Genomic DNA, 15,618 nt, shown 5'->3' on the forward strand with positions numbered 1-15,618 from the left:
CCTTTCGACGCCCCCTCCGTGAGCTCGTAGATGCGACCGGATGGGCCTCGAAGCCAGCTCGGTGAGGCGCGAACCGTAGTTCGCGGTGCCTGTCTCAGCGCACTCTCTCTGGCCGATAAGAGAAGCTCCGCTCTGGAGAGCGCTTCATTGACACGGGAAAGTTGCACGATTATATTAGACTAACTAATCTATAATTGGAGAAACCTCCCTTGTCCGAGCCGAACCGGAGGACAGCTACGTCCGATTCCGTGACCATTCCCGGGGTTGCAATTCCTGCCGAAGGCGGCAGCACTCCGCGTCAACACCAAGCGCCATTCTTCGCGAAAATAGCCGTGGGAATGATCGCTGCGCTTTCTATCGCCGTCGTCACGATTGCGATCGTAAATCGCCGCGCATCGATGGCCACCGTTCCGGTTCAAAACGCGCCGGCATTGACCGCCACGAGCGTCGCGCCCCGAGAGTTGATGTGGCAGATGGCGATAGACGCTTCCGGAACGATCGCCGCCTGGCAGGAAGCGAGCGTGGGAGCGCAAATCGGCGGCTATCAGCTGTCAGACGTCCTGGTCAACGTCGGCGACCAGGTTAAGAAGGGTCAAGTGCTGGCGCAGTTCGATCCGGACCTCCTGCGCGCGGACGAAGCGCAGCTGAAGGCTCGCTACGACGTAGCCGAAGCCAACCGACAGCGCGCGTTGAGCTTGAAGACCCGCGGTTTCGTGAGCGACAAGGATGCCTTGCAACAGGAGACGGACGCAAGAGCCGCGGAAGCCCTTCTCGCCTCCAAGCAGTTGCAACTGAAATATACCGAGGTTGTCGCTCCCGACGACGGTGTCATAAGCTCACGCACGGCGACGCTCGGCGCCGTCGTCCCGGTCGGGCAAGAATTGTTCCGCTTAATCAGGCAGAACCGTCTTGAATGGCGAGGTGAACTCACCGCTGCTCAGCTCACGAAGATCCTGCCCGGTCAACGCATCGTCCTGACATTGCCCGACGGCGGCGCCGCTGTTGCGCAGGTCCGTCAGACCGCACCTTCTTTGGATCCGCAATCACGTCTCGGCATCATTTACGCCGACATCGAACCCGGAAGCCGGGCAAGGGCCGGCATGTATGTCAACGGCAAGGTTATCCTAGGCGAAAGCCCGGCTCGCGTCATTCCGGCGGAAAGCGTCGTGATCCGCGACGGTCGAAGCTACGTACTGAAACTCGCGGGAGATGATCCCAAGCCACGAGTGGCGCTCAAAGCCGTCACAATCGGCCGCCGACAGGACAGCAGCGTCGAGATTATTGCGGGTATTGACCTCGGTGATCACGTCATCGTTCGAGGTGCTGGGTTCCTGAATGACGGGGACATTGTACGGTTGGCGACAGCAACCGAAGCCGACGCCGCCTTCGCTGCCGAGGATGCCGGTCGATGAACCTCGCGACATGGTCGATCCGCAACCCCATACCGTCCATCATGCTGTTTGCGGTTCTGGCAATCGCAGGGCTGTGGGGCTTCAGAACCTTGTCGATCCAAAGTTTTCCCGATCTGGACCTCCCGGTCGTCAATGTCACCTTGACTCAACCAGGGGCGGCGCCGTCGCAGCTCGAGACGGAGGTCGCTCGCAAGGTCGAAGACTCGCTCGCGACGCTCAGCGGCCTCAGGCATCTGCGAACATCGGTGACAGACGGCCGCGTATCGATCGGGGTCGAGTTCGTGCTCGAGAAAGGTCTTTCGGAAGCATTGATTGAGACCAAGGATGCGGTCGACCGCGTTCGTTCCGATTTGCCAATTGACATTCAGCCGCCGACTGTCAGCGCACAACGGGCCGGCGGGAATGCCCTGCTCATCTATGCGATTTCATCAACGCGCATGGACGAAGAGGCGCTGTCGTGGTTTGTCGACGACACCATCGCCAAGGTTGTCCTCGGAGTGCCTGGCGTCGGCCGCTTCGAGCGCGTTGGCGGCGTACAGCGAGAGGTGCGCGTGGAGGTCGATCCCGTGCGCCTTGCCGCTCTCGGCATCACCGCGGCCGATGTTTCGCGCACATTGCGCCAGGTTCAGCAGCAATCGTCCGGCGGACGCGCCCAATTGGAGCAAAACGAGCAAGCCGTCCGCACGACCGCTATCGTGCGCCAGGCCACGGATCTGGCTACCCTATCGATTGCGCTCTCGGGCGTACCCAAGGCACGCCTGGACCAGGTGGCAACCGTCCAGGACACCATCGCTGATCGCACGCAACTCGCCTTGCTCGACGGCACATCCGTCGTCGGATTCAGGATATATCGCGCCAAAGGCTTCGATGAGACGAAGATCGCCGCCACCGTTCGACAGGAAATGGAGCGGCTCGAGAAGGCCAACCCGACGCTGAGTATCAAGCAGGTGTCGGGATCTATCGACTATACCCTCGAGCAATACGCTGGCTCGATGCATATGCTTTACGAGGGCGCACTATTGGCAGTTCTCGTGGTCTGGTGGTTCTTGCGCGACTGGCGCGCGACGCTCATCTCCGCCGCTGCCCTTCCGCTGTCAGTCCTTCCCGCCTTCGCTGCGATGGCCTGGCTTGAGTATTCGCTCAATACGGTAACGCTTCTCGCGCTCGCGGTGATCGTCGGTATCCTGGTCGACGATGCGATCGTCGAGATCGAGAACATTGAGCGGCATCGCGCGATGGGCAAGCCGATCCGTCAGGCAGCCAGCGACGCCGTGACCGAAATTGGGCTCGCGGTCGTCGCAACCACGATGACCTTGGTCGTCGTTTTTCTGCCGACGGCACTGATGAGCGGCATTTCGGGCATGCTCTTCAAGCAGTTCGGGTGGACGGCAGTTATCGCTGTGCTGGCTTCGTTGGTCGTTGCCCGCCTGCTCACGCCAATGATGGCCGCCTATTTGCTCACATCGAAACCGTCGGCAGAGCATGAGGACGGCGTCCTGACCACAGCTTATCTTTCGGCGGTCCGCTGGTGCCTGCGGCACCGGAAGACGACGGCGCTAGGAGCGCTGCTATTCTTCTTCGCTTCGATCGCCCTCGTACCGCTCATCCCGACCGGATTGATCCCCGCCTCCGATCGCGGCTACACGACCGTCAATATCGAGCTTCCGCCCGGAAGCTCGCTCCAGAGCACCCTGAGAGTCGCCGAAGATACGCGCGCCGCGTTGAAGGACATCGCCGGAATCGAGAGCGTGTTCACTACCGTGGGCGATTCCCAGCAAGTGGGACCTGGTGCACAGCAAGCGGGCGAAGTGCGTAGAGGAGCCCTGATCCTCATGCTGTCTCCTCGCGGTCAACGTGAACGCCAAGTCACGATTGAAAATCAGGTGCGCACGAGGCTTCCTGCCATCCCTGGCGCACGATTCGCAATCGGCATCGGCGGCCTCGGCGAGAAGATCCAGTTCATTCTCTCGAGTGACAACGTGCAGGCACTCAGAGCGAGTGCTCAGACCCTCGAGCAGGAGCTGCGGGGTGCCGGCCGCTTCACTAATATCAAGTCGACGGCAAGCCTCGAGCGCCCCGAAATCGTCGTTCGTCCGGATCAGCAACAAGCGGCGGAACGAGGGGTCACCACCGCCTCGATCGGTGACGTCGTTCGAATAGCTACTAGCGGGGACTTCGACGCGCAGGTCGCACGTCTCAACCTCGATAGCCGGCAAGTGTATATCCGGGTACGCGTCTCGGATGCGGCACGACAAAACATGGATACACTGGCCAACATGCGCGTGAGCGGAAGGAACGGCCCGGTTCCATTGTCGAGCGTTGCGGCGATTGCAGTGGAAAGCGGCCCGTCCCAGATCGACCGCTATGATCGCCGCCGCTACGTAACGGTCGATGCCGACCTGGGCGGCATGGCGCTCGGAACGGCACAGGCGACTGCCATGGTCCTCCCTGCGATCCAGAACATGCCGTCCGCCGTGAAACTCATCCGCACTGGCGATTCCGAACTTGCAGGAGAGCTCGCGGCCGGATTCGGCATGGCGCTCGTGGCCGGCGTACTGTCCATGTTCTGCGTACTCGTGCTGCTGTTCAAGGATTTTCTCCAGCCTGTCACCATCCTGTCCGCACTCCCGCTCTCTGTCGGCGGTGCTTTCGTCGCCCTGCTCGTCGCTCGCAGCGAGCTCGATCTACCGGTCATGATCGGGTTCGTCATGCTGATGGGTATCGTGGCTAAAAATTCCATCCTGCTCGTGGAATATGCAGTAGTCGGAATGCGCGAACGCGGCCTCTCCATGCATGACGCCCTGGTCGACGCTTGCAGCAAGCGCGCCCGTCCCGTTGTCATGACGACGATCGCAATGATCGCAGGCATGCTCCCGATCGCAATGGGATTCGGCGCCGACGCCACTTTCCGTCAACCGATGGCGATAAGCGTGATCGGTGGCCTAGTGACGTCGACAGCACTCTCTCTACTGATCGTGCCCGTCGCATTTACCTACGTTGACGGATTCGAGCGGTGGATCATGCGCCTGCGCGAACGCTTCATGTCCCGACAAGAGTTCAATGTGCAGACAGAAGATCGCTAATGAATGGCCCGCGCATGACGGATTCAGCCGCCGCCGAAGCGAGCGTCGTCGCCAATATAGCAGAGGTTGGTGCCCTCACCAGGAGCCTGGCGAGGCAGTATGAGGAAATTTTCGTATGTTTTGGGACGGTTCTGCTCGAAACCTTGCAAGGGACGGCGACCATGGCGGATGCGGGACGCACCGCGATGGCGATGGCCGATGCAGCGTCGGCAAGCTTCCGCGACAATTTTCCCAATCAACCCGTCTACGCCTGCAGAAGCGCTTGCGCCGCTTGTTGTTACCTCTTCGTGGCCGTCCCACCGGGTATTGCAGAGGCGATCGCCGCACATATCGAGGTGACTTTTTCAGCGGCCGAGCGAGCCGCACTGATGACGCGCCTCGATGAAGCTGCCGTCGTGGCTGCGTCGGTAGAGGATCCGATACGGCTTCGACGACGGTGTCCGTTGCTGGGCGACGACGACCGATGTTCGGTCTACGAGGTCAGGCCGCTGACGTGCCGAGCCTTCACCTCCACGTCAGTTGCGCAGTGCGAGCAGATCGCATTTGATCCGGCCTTCGCGACTGCCGGTGTCAAACAAAACCCGGCGCTCTATCGCATCCACATGGAGGCAACTTCAGTGCTGCAGGAGACCGCACGCCGTCGCGGCCTGCCTGCCGACCAGAAGGGCCTGGCGCGTGCATTGCTGGATGCCTTCAAGACACAACAGGATCACCCCGCGTCCGCTTCTCAGGTGAAGTGATGCGCTACGTTTTCTTCTTGTGCGTCCTGCTGTCCGGTTGTTCGGTTTTCGCCGACAACTCCGGCTCCGTTCCCGTCTTCCAACCTGCGCGTCCGCCCAGCCAAGAAGCCGTGCGGAAAGGTATCGATAGCTTCGTCAAGGAAGCGAAACTGACGCTCCCTGTCGAGATCTCAGCGATACGAAAGGCCGATCACGGGCCTGGCTCGTATTTCCTTTGTCTGAGAGAGGCACATCCTGTCCCCGAGAAGAGGCAACTCTTCTATGCGGTCTTCTTCGACGATGATGCGTACAAGGACTCCAGACTATCGGTCATTGTTGAAGCGTGCGAGCTCCAGCAATACGCGCAGTTGAACTAGACAAGTCGGTGTCCCCTGAGGCCGAAGCGGCGCTGATGCAAAGATCGAGGACATACATCATGAAAGCTCAAGGCAAGAACATCGACAGCGCCCATAAGAATAACGAAAGCTCCGGCGCAGGCGCCTCGGCACTTTCGAGAAAGCATTGGGCTCAGCCGAATTTCTTCAATGACAATGTGCTGATCGATGCCTTGATCAAGCACACGCTAAGCCTGATGCCTTACGGTATGACCGACCTTGGAGAGGTCATGGACGTGGTCTATCAGCTCAGAGGTAGTGACGAAGAAGCCTGGATCACCGCCTGGGGTGCGCTGGCGGGGCGGCTCCAGAACCGAGCCGAAGAGGCCGGCAGGAAAGGCAGACGCGTTACTGCGTCCACCGCCTACCTTCGCGCCTCGACTTATTGGCGCTGCGCGCTGCTGTACTTCAGCCGGTTCGGAGATGCGCGCATGAAGGAGTATGCGGTCGCCAGTTCAACTTGCTACCAACGCCACCTCGAACTGTCCGGCTCCCCCGGGGAGCGCCTCGAGATCCCTTATGAAGGCAGCTTTCTTCCAGGCTATTTCTACAAGTCTGCCTGTGCGGGGAATAAAGCTCCGTTGCTTATCATCACGCCCGGCCGGGATACGTGGGCCGAAGATACACGGTGGGTTTGCGAAGGCACGCTTCAGCGAGGTATTCACTGTCTTACATACGATGGCCCAGGCCAGGGATTTGCATTGAGATTGAACAATCTCACATTCCGCCACGACTGGGAGAAAGTCGTAAGTCCCCTCATTGACTACGCACTGGAAAAGCTCCCGGAGATCGATGCTTCCCGCATCGCGCTCATGGGCTTGAGCTTCGGCGGATATCTAGCGCCGCGCGCCGCGGCCTTCGATAAGCGGATCAAGATCTGTATAACCGACCCTGGCAATATCAGCTGGGGACGTCCGATCATCGAGCAGTTGGGACAGTTCGGTAATCGCTCGCTTCAAGAACTTCCGGAACAGCTAAAGAATCTGGTGCGCGACTATGCTTGGAAGCATGGGGTACCGAACACGATCAAGGATGTGGTGGAGGCTCTCAAGCCCTACGACAATGCGGCCATCCTCGAAAAAGTGACGTGCGAAACTCTTGTCCTGGATGGAACAGGTGAGGTTTTCCATGGAGCAAAGCCATTCTATGATGCCTTGCAATGTCCCAAGGACTACATGTTGTTCGATGAAATCTCGACGGCGCAGTCACATTGCCAGATAGGCGGCTATGCCACCGCCACCGAGTATCTCTTCGACTGGCTCGTCGAACGGCTGAATCGTGCTTGATTGCCAGAGGTCCAGCGAATGCGCTGGCGCTTTTCGCATCACCCTAAATCATCTGCTCTCACGCCGCTGAACGATATGAGCCACGACGCTGATCTGTTGATCACCGATCATCCCTTGTCTGGGTGACGAGCGAACGCGGAATTCAGCCCATCAACTGTCCGACAATTCAGCGCGCGGGCCGGCCAATTGGCCATGCCCCCTTTCAGCAAGGAGACATTCCATGAATATTGCCATCATCGGTGCGACCCGTGGCATTGGCCTGGCCATGGCACAGGCTGCGCTGGCCGACGGCCATGTAGTCACGACGCTCGCCCGTACACCTGGACGCATGCCCATAAGCCATTCACGCCTGCTCATCATCGCAGGAGACGCCCAAAACGCCGAGGCCATCGCGCAGGTGGTGGAGGGGCAGGATGTGGTCTGTGATTGTCTGGGCACGACCAATGTCACGCAGACGATAACCATGTTCTCGCGTTGCGCGGAAAACCTTGCGAAGGTACTAAAGCCTGAGCAATTGCTGATTGCCGTAACCGGTATCGGCACCGGCGATAGTCGAGGCCACGGCGGCTTCTTATACGACTACCTGTTCATGCCAATTGTTCTGCGCAGGATGTATGCCGACAAGGATCGCCAGGAACGGAACATCAAAGACAATGTTGCGCGCTGGATCATCGTCCGCCCTGGCTTTTTGACCAATGGCCCGCGCACGGGACGTTATCGTGCTCTTACCGATTTAACAGACATCCATGGTGGGAGGATTTCACGCGAAGACGTCGCTGATTTCATGCTTTCGCAGGCAAAGGCACCAAGATTCATCGGTCGGACGCCTCTGCTGATCTACTGACGGACGCCGCCAATTCGAATCTCCGTCTCGAATCTCACTTTGGCGCGGTCGCAGGCTGCTCATTGCCTCCCTTGTCGGTCCATTCCGGAGGAAGCCCGAGACCTCCTCCGACGAGACCGGCCACCCCTGGACTACGACCGAAGGCATCGCATGCGGAGTTCTCGTGGGCGCCGCCGAGATCGGAACGGATCTTCTGCATTGTGGGCAAGGACGGACCCTTGCCGAATGGACTCTCGCCGGTGGCCACGAGGGTACCGAAATCCTCGCCAAATGCGCTCATAAGATCATAGGCATCCGAGGCCTCGGAGACTTTCGGTCGGCTCGTGATGGAATCCGCGCCTCGCGCCCATATCAGCGCGGCCTTCTGCTGGTTACTGCGGTCACGCGCTTCCGCCTCGACCGATAGGCTGCCGAGGCCAACAGGAAGGCGGGGCACCGGCGCCGGAATGCTCAGGAGGGAAGGTACAATCGAGACAGCTTTCGAAGCCCCGGCAGCCAGCTTGTCGGTCGGCTCAGCGTGGGTCATCGCGGCATGGACGGTCAGATCCGCGGCTTCTGTGGCATTCACGACCCGGAGCCGATCACTCAGCTTGACACAGAGCGCGCGATCAACGGCATTGAACCAGCTTGCGCTGCTCGGCCGAGAAATTGGCAGGAAGGGCGCCTGAAGCAACGGACGCTGGCGCGACACGAACCGTCTTGGCCGCAAGAACATCCGCCCTGTCGACCCGCACCATGGACTTCGTCAGAACTCCATCACTGGATGTAAGATTGTCGCAGGAACTCAGCGCACCCGACCGGCTCAGAGGCGCCGTGGCACAGGCGGCAAGGGGCAGGAAAAACGCCAAAGAGACGCGCGACAAATACCTCCGAACTGGCATTCGCCGGCGTCCACCGCCCCCTCATCTAAGGTGTGGACGACACAAGTTTTTACTAGATTGATACATCTAACATTCATTGACACGGGTAAAATCGTCCGATATAAATTAGATCAATCAATCTATTAATCGGAAGACGATGGACATGCAATGCGTCAACTTGGCCGATGTCCGAACCCGACTGAGCCCTCTTGATGCACGCAATTTCGTCGTGCCTTGGCCGCGTTGAGACCCCGCATGGCCGATCTGATGCCAGTCCGTACGAAGCTTCTATTCAAACCCGATTTGATGCGCATGCCGAGCGCGCAACCGAATGGTGACTTATGAACCGACTAGTTCTGCTGCGAAGGATAACGACGAAACACCTGCTGATGTCGGTCACCCTGTTGGTTGGCATTTCCACGGAAGCCTTTGGTGGCGTCGATGCCATGGCTGGTAAATGGTCGGGAATGGGCTCCATGAAGCCCTCGGACGGACCTCGAGAAAAGATCCATTGCAAGGTGGCCTATGACGTCAAGCGGCCCGGCAAGTCTATGAAACTCGATCTGAAATGTGCCAGTGACGCATATAAACTGATGCTGTCGGCAGACATTGAGCAAGACGGAGCCAACATCTCCGGAAATTGGTTTGAGAGCGAATGGCGACAAGGCGGCAAGATTGTAGGCACAAACTCAGGCGATCTGGTCGAGGCCAGGATTGAAGGGAATACCGTGGCCGCGCTCGTGACCATTCGAACGACAGGCAACCGGCAGTGGTTCGTCATGGACGCGCCCGGCTCATGGGTGTCCCAGGTTTCGATAGAATTGAAGCGGGAAGCGCCATAGCCGGCTTCGTAACGAACATCGTTACGTCGCCGCGCGAGCGAGCGCATTCAGCGCAACCCCGCATCGTTAGACCGTTTCCTGACGGCACCTGAACGCAGTCCGGACCGCACGCTATTTTTCGAGTGTTTAGTCTACTCTCGATTGACGCGGCCTCCGGCACTCGGTAAATTCGACCAATTGATCTAGAAACTATCAAGCCGATGCGACTGCATCGACTAGATCGTCGCGGCCCCAAGATGTCCGTGCCAGTTGTCGCCAATGAGTCCACCACCTGAGGCCTTCTCTATGAAGCAGACGATCCCAGCCACCCCTTGCTGTTCCAAAAGCACTACGAACGGTATCCTTTTTGCGGCGGCGCTCGCTTCCCTTAGTGCGACGATCGGCGGCTTCGACCGAGCATCGGCACAGACTGCGTTCACCCTGCCCGCTCCCCCTTTCGAGCTTCCGTTGGTGCCGCCGGCGTCGGGCACCTGGAACGTCATGATCGGTGCCGAGGGCCAGTACAGGCCTGACTTTGAAGGAGCGAACCACAGCTTGTTCAGTCCGGTGCCGATCTTCTCTATCCGGCGCGCAGGCTCTGTGGACCAGTTTCGCAGTCCACGCGATAACATAAGCATCGCACTGATCGATTTTGGCGATCTCCGCGCCGGACCCGCCGGTAAGTTTGTGCCGTCGCGAAAGGCAACCAGCTATTCCGAGCTCACCGGCCTTGGCGACGTGAAGGCTGCGTTCGAGATTGGCGGCTTCCTCGAATATTTTCCGGTCGACTGGCTTCGCGTGCGAAACGAAACTCGCGCTGGGTTTGGCGGCCATGAGGGCGTTGTCTCCGACTTCTCGGCGGATTTCATCGTTCCCGTGACGCGAGCGGTCACTGTCTCGGCGGGCCCGCGCTTTACCTGGGAAAGCACGAAGGCCGTCTCGCCTTATTTCAGCATCGACGCCGTTCAGGCCGCAGCGACAGGACTTCAAGCGTATGACGCCAAGGGCGGTGCGCACTCCGTCGGCGCGGGTGCTCAGGTGAAGTATCGCATCGATCCGCAATGGGAGGTGCATTCGTATGTCGAATACGAGCGGCTGCTCGGCGACGCGGCAAAGAGCCCTATCGTGACCGCGCGCGGTTCGGTTAACCAAACGACGGTCGGCATCGGCGCGTCCTACTCCTTTGACTTCAAGATTCGTTAGGAAACGCGATGCGCACCGCCGGCCGATATGCTTGGATTGCGATCGCTATCCAGCTGATCCTGAGCAGCAGCGCACACGCGTTGTTCGAGACCCGGGACACAAAGCTCAAATCCGTCAAAACGGTCGGCATCATTTCGGCAATGGGGGATCAGTTCACCTACGCGAAGACGGGCCTTACCGGACTCAACAACAGTCCTCGAAGCATACCGATCGCCTCTTGGGGACTGGACGACCTGATCGCGCAGGAGGTAGCGAAGGCGCTGAGCGGCCGCTTCCAGGTGCAGCCTGTCACGTATCCGCGAGCCACCTTCGCCACAACGCAGGAATCCACGATCGGCGCAGTTAATCTCGTTCGGGGCGATCCGTTCAAGAAGCTCGTTGAGACCGAGGTGTCTCCACGAGGGCTCGATGCCTACATCATCATCACCAAGGCCAAAGCCTCCTTTGGCGGCGGCAACCGAAAGGTGGAAGGTGTGGGCCTGATCACCTACAGCACAGTTTTAGAATCATTTGACCTAGTCCACGCTCTCTACGAGGTCAGAGTAGTCGACGGCAAGACGTTCGATGTCATCGAAAAGCTGGCCGCCGGGCCGCAAGACGGCGCGTCGAGCGTCCGGCTCCCGGGTCCTAGCCTAATGATCGATGCAGGCTTCGACACACGAGACGAAAACCTCCGTCGAACGATCGTTGATCTTATCACCCGTAGCCTACCGAATACGCTGAACGACATGCATCTGATCAATCAGCAGCAGTAGAAGGGCAGATGATGAAGGACGCGCCGCTTTGCCTGGCTCGTACGGCATCGCCGCCTGCGAGGCGGATCGAGCATATTGGCAAGCGGCTCTGGCCGGGCAGAGAACCTCGGAAATCGACTAGCGTCATGCACGCCCTCGGTTTGGCCTGCACACGACGAAAAGTTGAACACGCGACATTGCGGCATCACTCAGCGCTGTGGAGTTGATCCGGGCGTGATGCAGCACCAGTGGTGCACCTAGCAGCCGGCTATCGGAGATCACAAATGCGGCTTTGCCGAGGTGCAACGACGATTTCCAACTTCGTGTCCGCTCTACGGTCGATTGTGACTTGGATCGCTCGAATAGCCCTTTGCCTGACGTCCGGCGTGTCCGGGGCCGTTGAATTGGCTGTCGACCCGGCAAGCTTGTTAACTGCAGACACCATGTGGTCGACCGGTTCGCCCCTCTGGTTAGTCCGGTCCGTCGGTGCTGCTGAACTGGCAGGCGCAATCGGAATAGCGGCCGCAGTACTAACCGGGTCCGCGCCACGTCTCATTGTCCTGTCTGCTGCCGGTTTGTTTGCGATAGAGCTCATGGCACTAGGCATTTGCTCGCGCTGGTCTGCACTGGCGACACCCGCACCGCTGGATCAGCTTTCGCTCGCTCTGTCTTTGGTCGTGTTTTGCACGACCAGCGCAAGCTCCCTCCGCCCGCAGCGAAAGCCTCGTGTGCAACCCAGTTCGCGATCATATCTGGACATGAGCCCATGAGAGTACAAGAACGCAACAGCCAGCAGACTACGGCAGCCTCTCTCCTCGCCTTTCTGTCAATGCGTTGCGTTGCCGTCCAGCCGCGGCTCTTCACTAGTCCGCGGTCGTTGGCATCGTTCGCCTTTTTGGCCGGTTTTATTGCAATCACGGTGCTACCGTCCGATTCCGATGCCGCAATCATTCGTGCGCGATATTTGATGAAATACGTTGGGATAGAGGTCGGTGAGCTCGTGATCATAAACAACATCGGCTCTTCGTCCTATGAAGCCCGGCTGCACGCGCAGGTAATGGGCATTGCGACTGTGGCCACTTCACGAAGCGTCAATATGAAGGCGAGCGGGACCATTCGTAAAGGCTCCGTTGTGCCATCGACTTTCTTTTCAGACCAGACCGGCAGCGACCAGTCGCGAACGACGCGGGTGTCTCTCACCGACGGAAATGCGAAAGTTATCGAAATTGATCCGCCTTTCGAGGACAACGCGGAGCGCGTCCCACTGACAGAAGAGCATAAGCGCAACGTGATTGACCCTCTCAGCGCTCTCATCATGACCATGCCTCCAGGCGAGCGGCTGGTGGGCCCGTCTGCCTGTAACCGAACCCTCCGGGTCTTCAACGGACTGTTCCGCGCGGATGTAGAGCTCGCCTATGTGAGAACGGAGCCATTTAACGCAAAAGGCTATTCCGGGCCTGTTGCAGTGTGCTCGGCGCGATACGCCCCGCTCGCCGGCTACGATCCGAATGCGATGATGACGAAGTTTATGATGGCAAACCGAGCCATGGAGATCCGTGTGGCTCCGATTGAGGACAGCATGCTGGTGATGCCCGTGTTAGTCACGATACCAATGCCAGTGGGTGCCGCCTCGGTTGAACTCTTAGACTACAGCGTCGAGCCGGCGCCCGGTGGCCCGGGAAAATGACTTCAGCTAAGCTCTCCATTGCTGATCGCCCTTTGGCGCACACGTAAGCGCAATAGGCTCCGCAATCGAGTGGAAGACTCGGCTGCATGGTTCCAAAATCCTACCCACGCTGCGGTAAAAGTGGGTTATCTGTTAGCAGGCGAGGGCACCAAAACTGCCCATCCGCAACCGGGCATCCCCGTCCCGCGACAAAATCGTTCGGTCAATCTAATTTAATTGACCGAGTGAAGTCCGCCTGATAATTGTTAGATCGCTTGATCTACTAAAAGGCCACGCCGCTGCATCGACTAAGACGTGTCGCAGGGCATCGGTAAGCACGCCTCGGCAATAAGTGCATTGATGAAGCTCGGAGCGAGGGCAGGCACCTCTTCATCTCTCAAGGAGCAAGAACATGAAACGGCAGTTCTGGGTCATATTCCTGGCGTGCGTGGTCGCAACAACGCTTCCAGCGATAAGCGCGGACGCGCAGGTTGCCGCTGCGCAACAGGAGGTAGCAGCCTTTCGTACCGTCGATTTCGATTGGGTCGATACTTCTCGGGGGCGCAAAGTCCCTGCCCGCCTGTATTGGCCTGCCGCTGCGTCCTCGGGCCGGGTGCCGCTGATCGTGTTCTCACATGGCATGGGCGGAACCCGAAATGGCTACACGTATCTTGCCAGACAGTGGGCCACACACGGCATTGCGAGCCTGCATGTCCAGCACACTGGCAGTGACTCCGGGATTTGGTTCGGCAATCCTTTTGGAGTCGTGGATCGGCTGCAGGCAGCGGCACAGGACGACGAGGCTGCAGCCCGGGCCGGCGATTTGCGATTTGCGCTCGACCAGATCCTCTCGACAGCAAGCAGTCCGTATGCAGGCTTCATTGACCCGCACCGGATCGTTGCTGCGGGGCATTCCTACGGTGCCAACACCACACTGCTGATGGTCGGAGCGCGGGTCGTTCGTAATGGGCGATGGGTGGCATTTCGCGATTCCCGCTATCGCGCAGCGATCGTGATTTCCGCGCCGGCGTTTTACGGCGAAAAAGATCTGGCGGGCGTGCTTGCCAATGTCAGCGTGCCGACACTGCACGTGACGTCAACCGAGGACGACATAAGGATTCCGGGCTTCTATTCGCCCGCCAGCGATCGCCTGGCAATCTTCAACGCGGTCCCCAATTCGCGGAAGCTGCTGGCGGTTTTTCAAGGCGGGTCTCACAGCATGTTCACCGACCGACCGCTTGTCGGCGGTGTCACACTCAACCCGATGGTCAAGGAGGCGACGGCAGATCTCACGCTCGCATTCCTGGACTATGCCTTCGGCGGTCAGGTCAACGGTTTGAGCCAGTGGAGCGCCACCTGGCGAAACCTTCTCGCCCAGCTTCCGGCGCCGATGGCGGTTGCCGCGAGTCCCGCGCAAAGGCTATTGCAACCAGCGGCGGCCGGGATACCGACCGCGACGGTTTCCGAAGCGAGCGGCGCGGGCCGGATCGCGCCTAACGAAGCCCCAGACCCAGCCGCGGCGCGCTGTTCGCCGCGCCCGATGGGCTTTTTCAGGGGGTCCTCCGCCTGGGCGGGCGACAACTGCACGGATCAGAACGGGACGCTCAGCCATGGACCAAGCTAGACCGCGCCGCGTCGTTGTCATGACGGGAGCTACATCCGGGCTCGGCGCTCATGCGCTTCAGCAAATCGTCGCTCAGTCCAACACACGTGTTTTCATAGGTGCCCGCGGGAGCGGACGAGCAGTACCGGACGGTGTCGAAGTCCTCCCGCTCGATCTCGCCTCGCTCGCGAGCGTGCGCGAATTTGCAGGTGCAGTGATACGTAAACTGGGAGAAACCCGCATCAACATGCTGGTCCTCAACGCCGGGATCCATGGCTCCAACGCCAAGCAGCGGAGCGCGGACGGCTATGGACTGACCTTCGCGGTGAATCACCTAGCCCATTATTTATTGGCTCGGCTCCTGCTGCCGAATATGGCCGAGCATAGCCGTGTGGTGATCACCTCGAGCAACATGCACGATCCTCCCCTCAAGCGGATCGCGCCCAAGGCACTAGAGCTGCAGGAATGGGCCCACCCGACCCCAAATGGTCCTGGCGCAGGCATACGCTCCTATACGGCTTCAAAGCTCTGTAACATGATGACGGCGCTATCCTTTGCGCGGCTGAACGAGGTGAAGGCCCGCCGGATCAACGTCGTCGCCTTCAATCCCGGACTTACCGGCGGCGTTGGCGGTCGTGATGCCTCTGTCTTGCAGCGAGCATTCGTCAAATTCCTGACGTTTACGATCTTTCCCCTCATTGGCCTGTTCCGGTCCGAGTTCGTCATGAACACACCCGAACACTCCGGCAACATGCTGGCCAACGTAGCTCTGGGCGCGATCAGCCCACTGCCTGGCGGGATCTATGTCTCCCTGGTCGAGGGCGAACCGACATTCCCAGATCCCTCGGAATTGGCGCGTAGCCAGGATGCTCAAGATCGGCTGTGGCGCGAGAGCGCAGCGATGGTCGGCATCGAGGAACAACCGATCATAATGGGCACCCCTGCAGCCCCCGAAAGCGATTTGTCTAGGTAAACGTCAATCTTGACTGGAG

At 59.4% G+C, this 15,618-nt stretch carries 14 protein-coding genes; 13 read left to right on the plus strand and 1 reads right to left on the minus strand.

Features of this window, described 5'->3' with window-relative positions:
* Positions 1-209 precede the first annotated feature (209 nt).
* The 6 genes from NLM32_RS34060 to NLM32_RS34085 all read left to right on the plus strand — a co-directional run bounded on the left by NLM32_RS34060 (position 210) and on the right by NLM32_RS34085 (position 7,739).
* Positions 210-1,412, plus strand: a complete 1,203-nt coding sequence (locus tag NLM32_RS34060; protein WP_254133085.1) for an efflux RND transporter periplasmic adaptor subunit — start codon at positions 210-212, stop codon at positions 1,410-1,412.
* Complete coding sequence (locus NLM32_RS34065; protein WP_254133086.1) at positions 1,409-4,495, plus strand: efflux RND transporter permease subunit; 3,087 nt, start codon at positions 1,409-1,411, stop codon at positions 4,493-4,495. Before NLM32_RS34060 ends, NLM32_RS34065 begins: the two co-directional genes overlap by 4 nt.
* Positions 4,495-5,235, plus strand: a complete 741-nt coding sequence (locus tag NLM32_RS34070) for a YkgJ family cysteine cluster protein (protein WP_254133087.1) — start codon at positions 4,495-4,497, stop codon at positions 5,233-5,235. The genes NLM32_RS34065 and NLM32_RS34070 overlap by 1 nt, the downstream gene beginning before the upstream one ends.
* On the plus strand, positions 5,235-5,591 hold the full coding sequence (locus NLM32_RS34075; RefSeq protein ID WP_254133088.1) for a hypothetical protein: 357 nt from the start codon (positions 5,235-5,237) through the stop codon (positions 5,589-5,591). Before NLM32_RS34070 ends, NLM32_RS34075 begins: the two co-directional genes overlap by 1 nt.
* A gap of 59 nt (positions 5,592-5,650) precedes the next feature.
* Positions 5,651-6,895, plus strand: coding sequence for a S9 family peptidase (locus NLM32_RS34080; RefSeq protein ID WP_254133089.1), 1,245 nt, complete (start codon positions 5,651-5,653; stop codon positions 6,893-6,895).
* Between the two features lie 220 nt (positions 6,896-7,115).
* Positions 7,116-7,739, plus strand: a complete 624-nt coding sequence (locus NLM32_RS34085; RefSeq protein WP_254133090.1) for an NAD(P)-dependent oxidoreductase — start codon at positions 7,116-7,118, stop codon at positions 7,737-7,739.
* A 34-nt stretch (positions 7,740-7,773) separates the two neighbouring features.
* Here NLM32_RS34085 and NLM32_RS34090 read toward each other — a convergent pair whose 3' ends face one another.
* Complete coding sequence (locus NLM32_RS34090) at positions 7,774-8,307, minus strand: DUF3313 family protein (RefSeq protein ID WP_254133091.1); 534 nt, start codon at positions 8,305-8,307, stop codon at positions 7,774-7,776.
* A 681-nt stretch (positions 8,308-8,988) separates the two neighbouring features.
* On the opposite strand from NLM32_RS34090, the gene NLM32_RS34095 reads away from it, so the two are divergent.
* The 7 genes from NLM32_RS34095 to NLM32_RS34120 all read left to right on the plus strand — a co-directional run bounded on the left by NLM32_RS34095 (position 8,989) and on the right by NLM32_RS34120 (position 15,599).
* On the plus strand, positions 8,989-9,441 hold the full coding sequence (locus NLM32_RS34095; protein ID WP_254133092.1) for a hypothetical protein: 453 nt from the start codon (positions 8,989-8,991) through the stop codon (positions 9,439-9,441).
* Between the two features lie 285 nt (positions 9,442-9,726).
* Positions 9,727-10,623 carry a MipA/OmpV family protein gene (locus NLM32_RS34100; protein WP_254133093.1) on the plus strand — a complete coding sequence of 299 codons (897 nt, stop codon included), beginning with the start codon at positions 9,727-9,729 and terminating at the stop codon, positions 10,621-10,623.
* Between the two features lie 8 nt (positions 10,624-10,631).
* Positions 10,632-11,378: a hypothetical protein gene (locus NLM32_RS34105; RefSeq protein ID WP_254133094.1), complete on the plus strand. Its 747-nt coding sequence runs from the start codon at positions 10,632-10,634 to the stop codon at positions 11,376-11,378.
* A 263-nt stretch (positions 11,379-11,641) separates the two neighbouring features.
* Complete coding sequence (locus NLM32_RS46430) at positions 11,642-12,127, plus strand: DoxX family protein (RefSeq protein WP_375143599.1); 486 nt, start codon at positions 11,642-11,644, stop codon at positions 12,125-12,127.
* Positions 12,124-13,044, plus strand: coding sequence for a DUF3108 domain-containing protein (locus tag NLM32_RS34110; protein ID WP_254133095.1), 921 nt, complete (start codon positions 12,124-12,126; stop codon positions 13,042-13,044). Before NLM32_RS46430 ends, NLM32_RS34110 begins: the two co-directional genes overlap by 4 nt.
* Before the next feature lie 391 nt (positions 13,045-13,435).
* Entirely contained in the window at positions 13,436-14,647 is a 1,212-nt protein-coding gene (locus NLM32_RS34115) for an acetylhydrolase (protein ID WP_254133096.1), read from the plus strand.
* Positions 14,634-15,599 (plus strand): SDR family NAD(P)-dependent oxidoreductase, encoded by a 966-nt coding sequence (locus NLM32_RS34120; protein WP_254133097.1) that lies wholly within the window; start codon positions 14,634-14,636, stop codon positions 15,597-15,599. The genes NLM32_RS34115 and NLM32_RS34120 overlap by 14 nt, the downstream gene beginning before the upstream one ends.
* The last annotated feature ends 19 nt before the right edge of the window (positions 15,600-15,618 follow it).

Origin of the sequence: Bradyrhizobium sp. CCGUVB14, assembly GCF_024199935.1 — a bacterium.
Classification (GTDB): Bacteria; Pseudomonadota; Alphaproteobacteria; order Rhizobiales; family Xanthobacteraceae; genus Bradyrhizobium.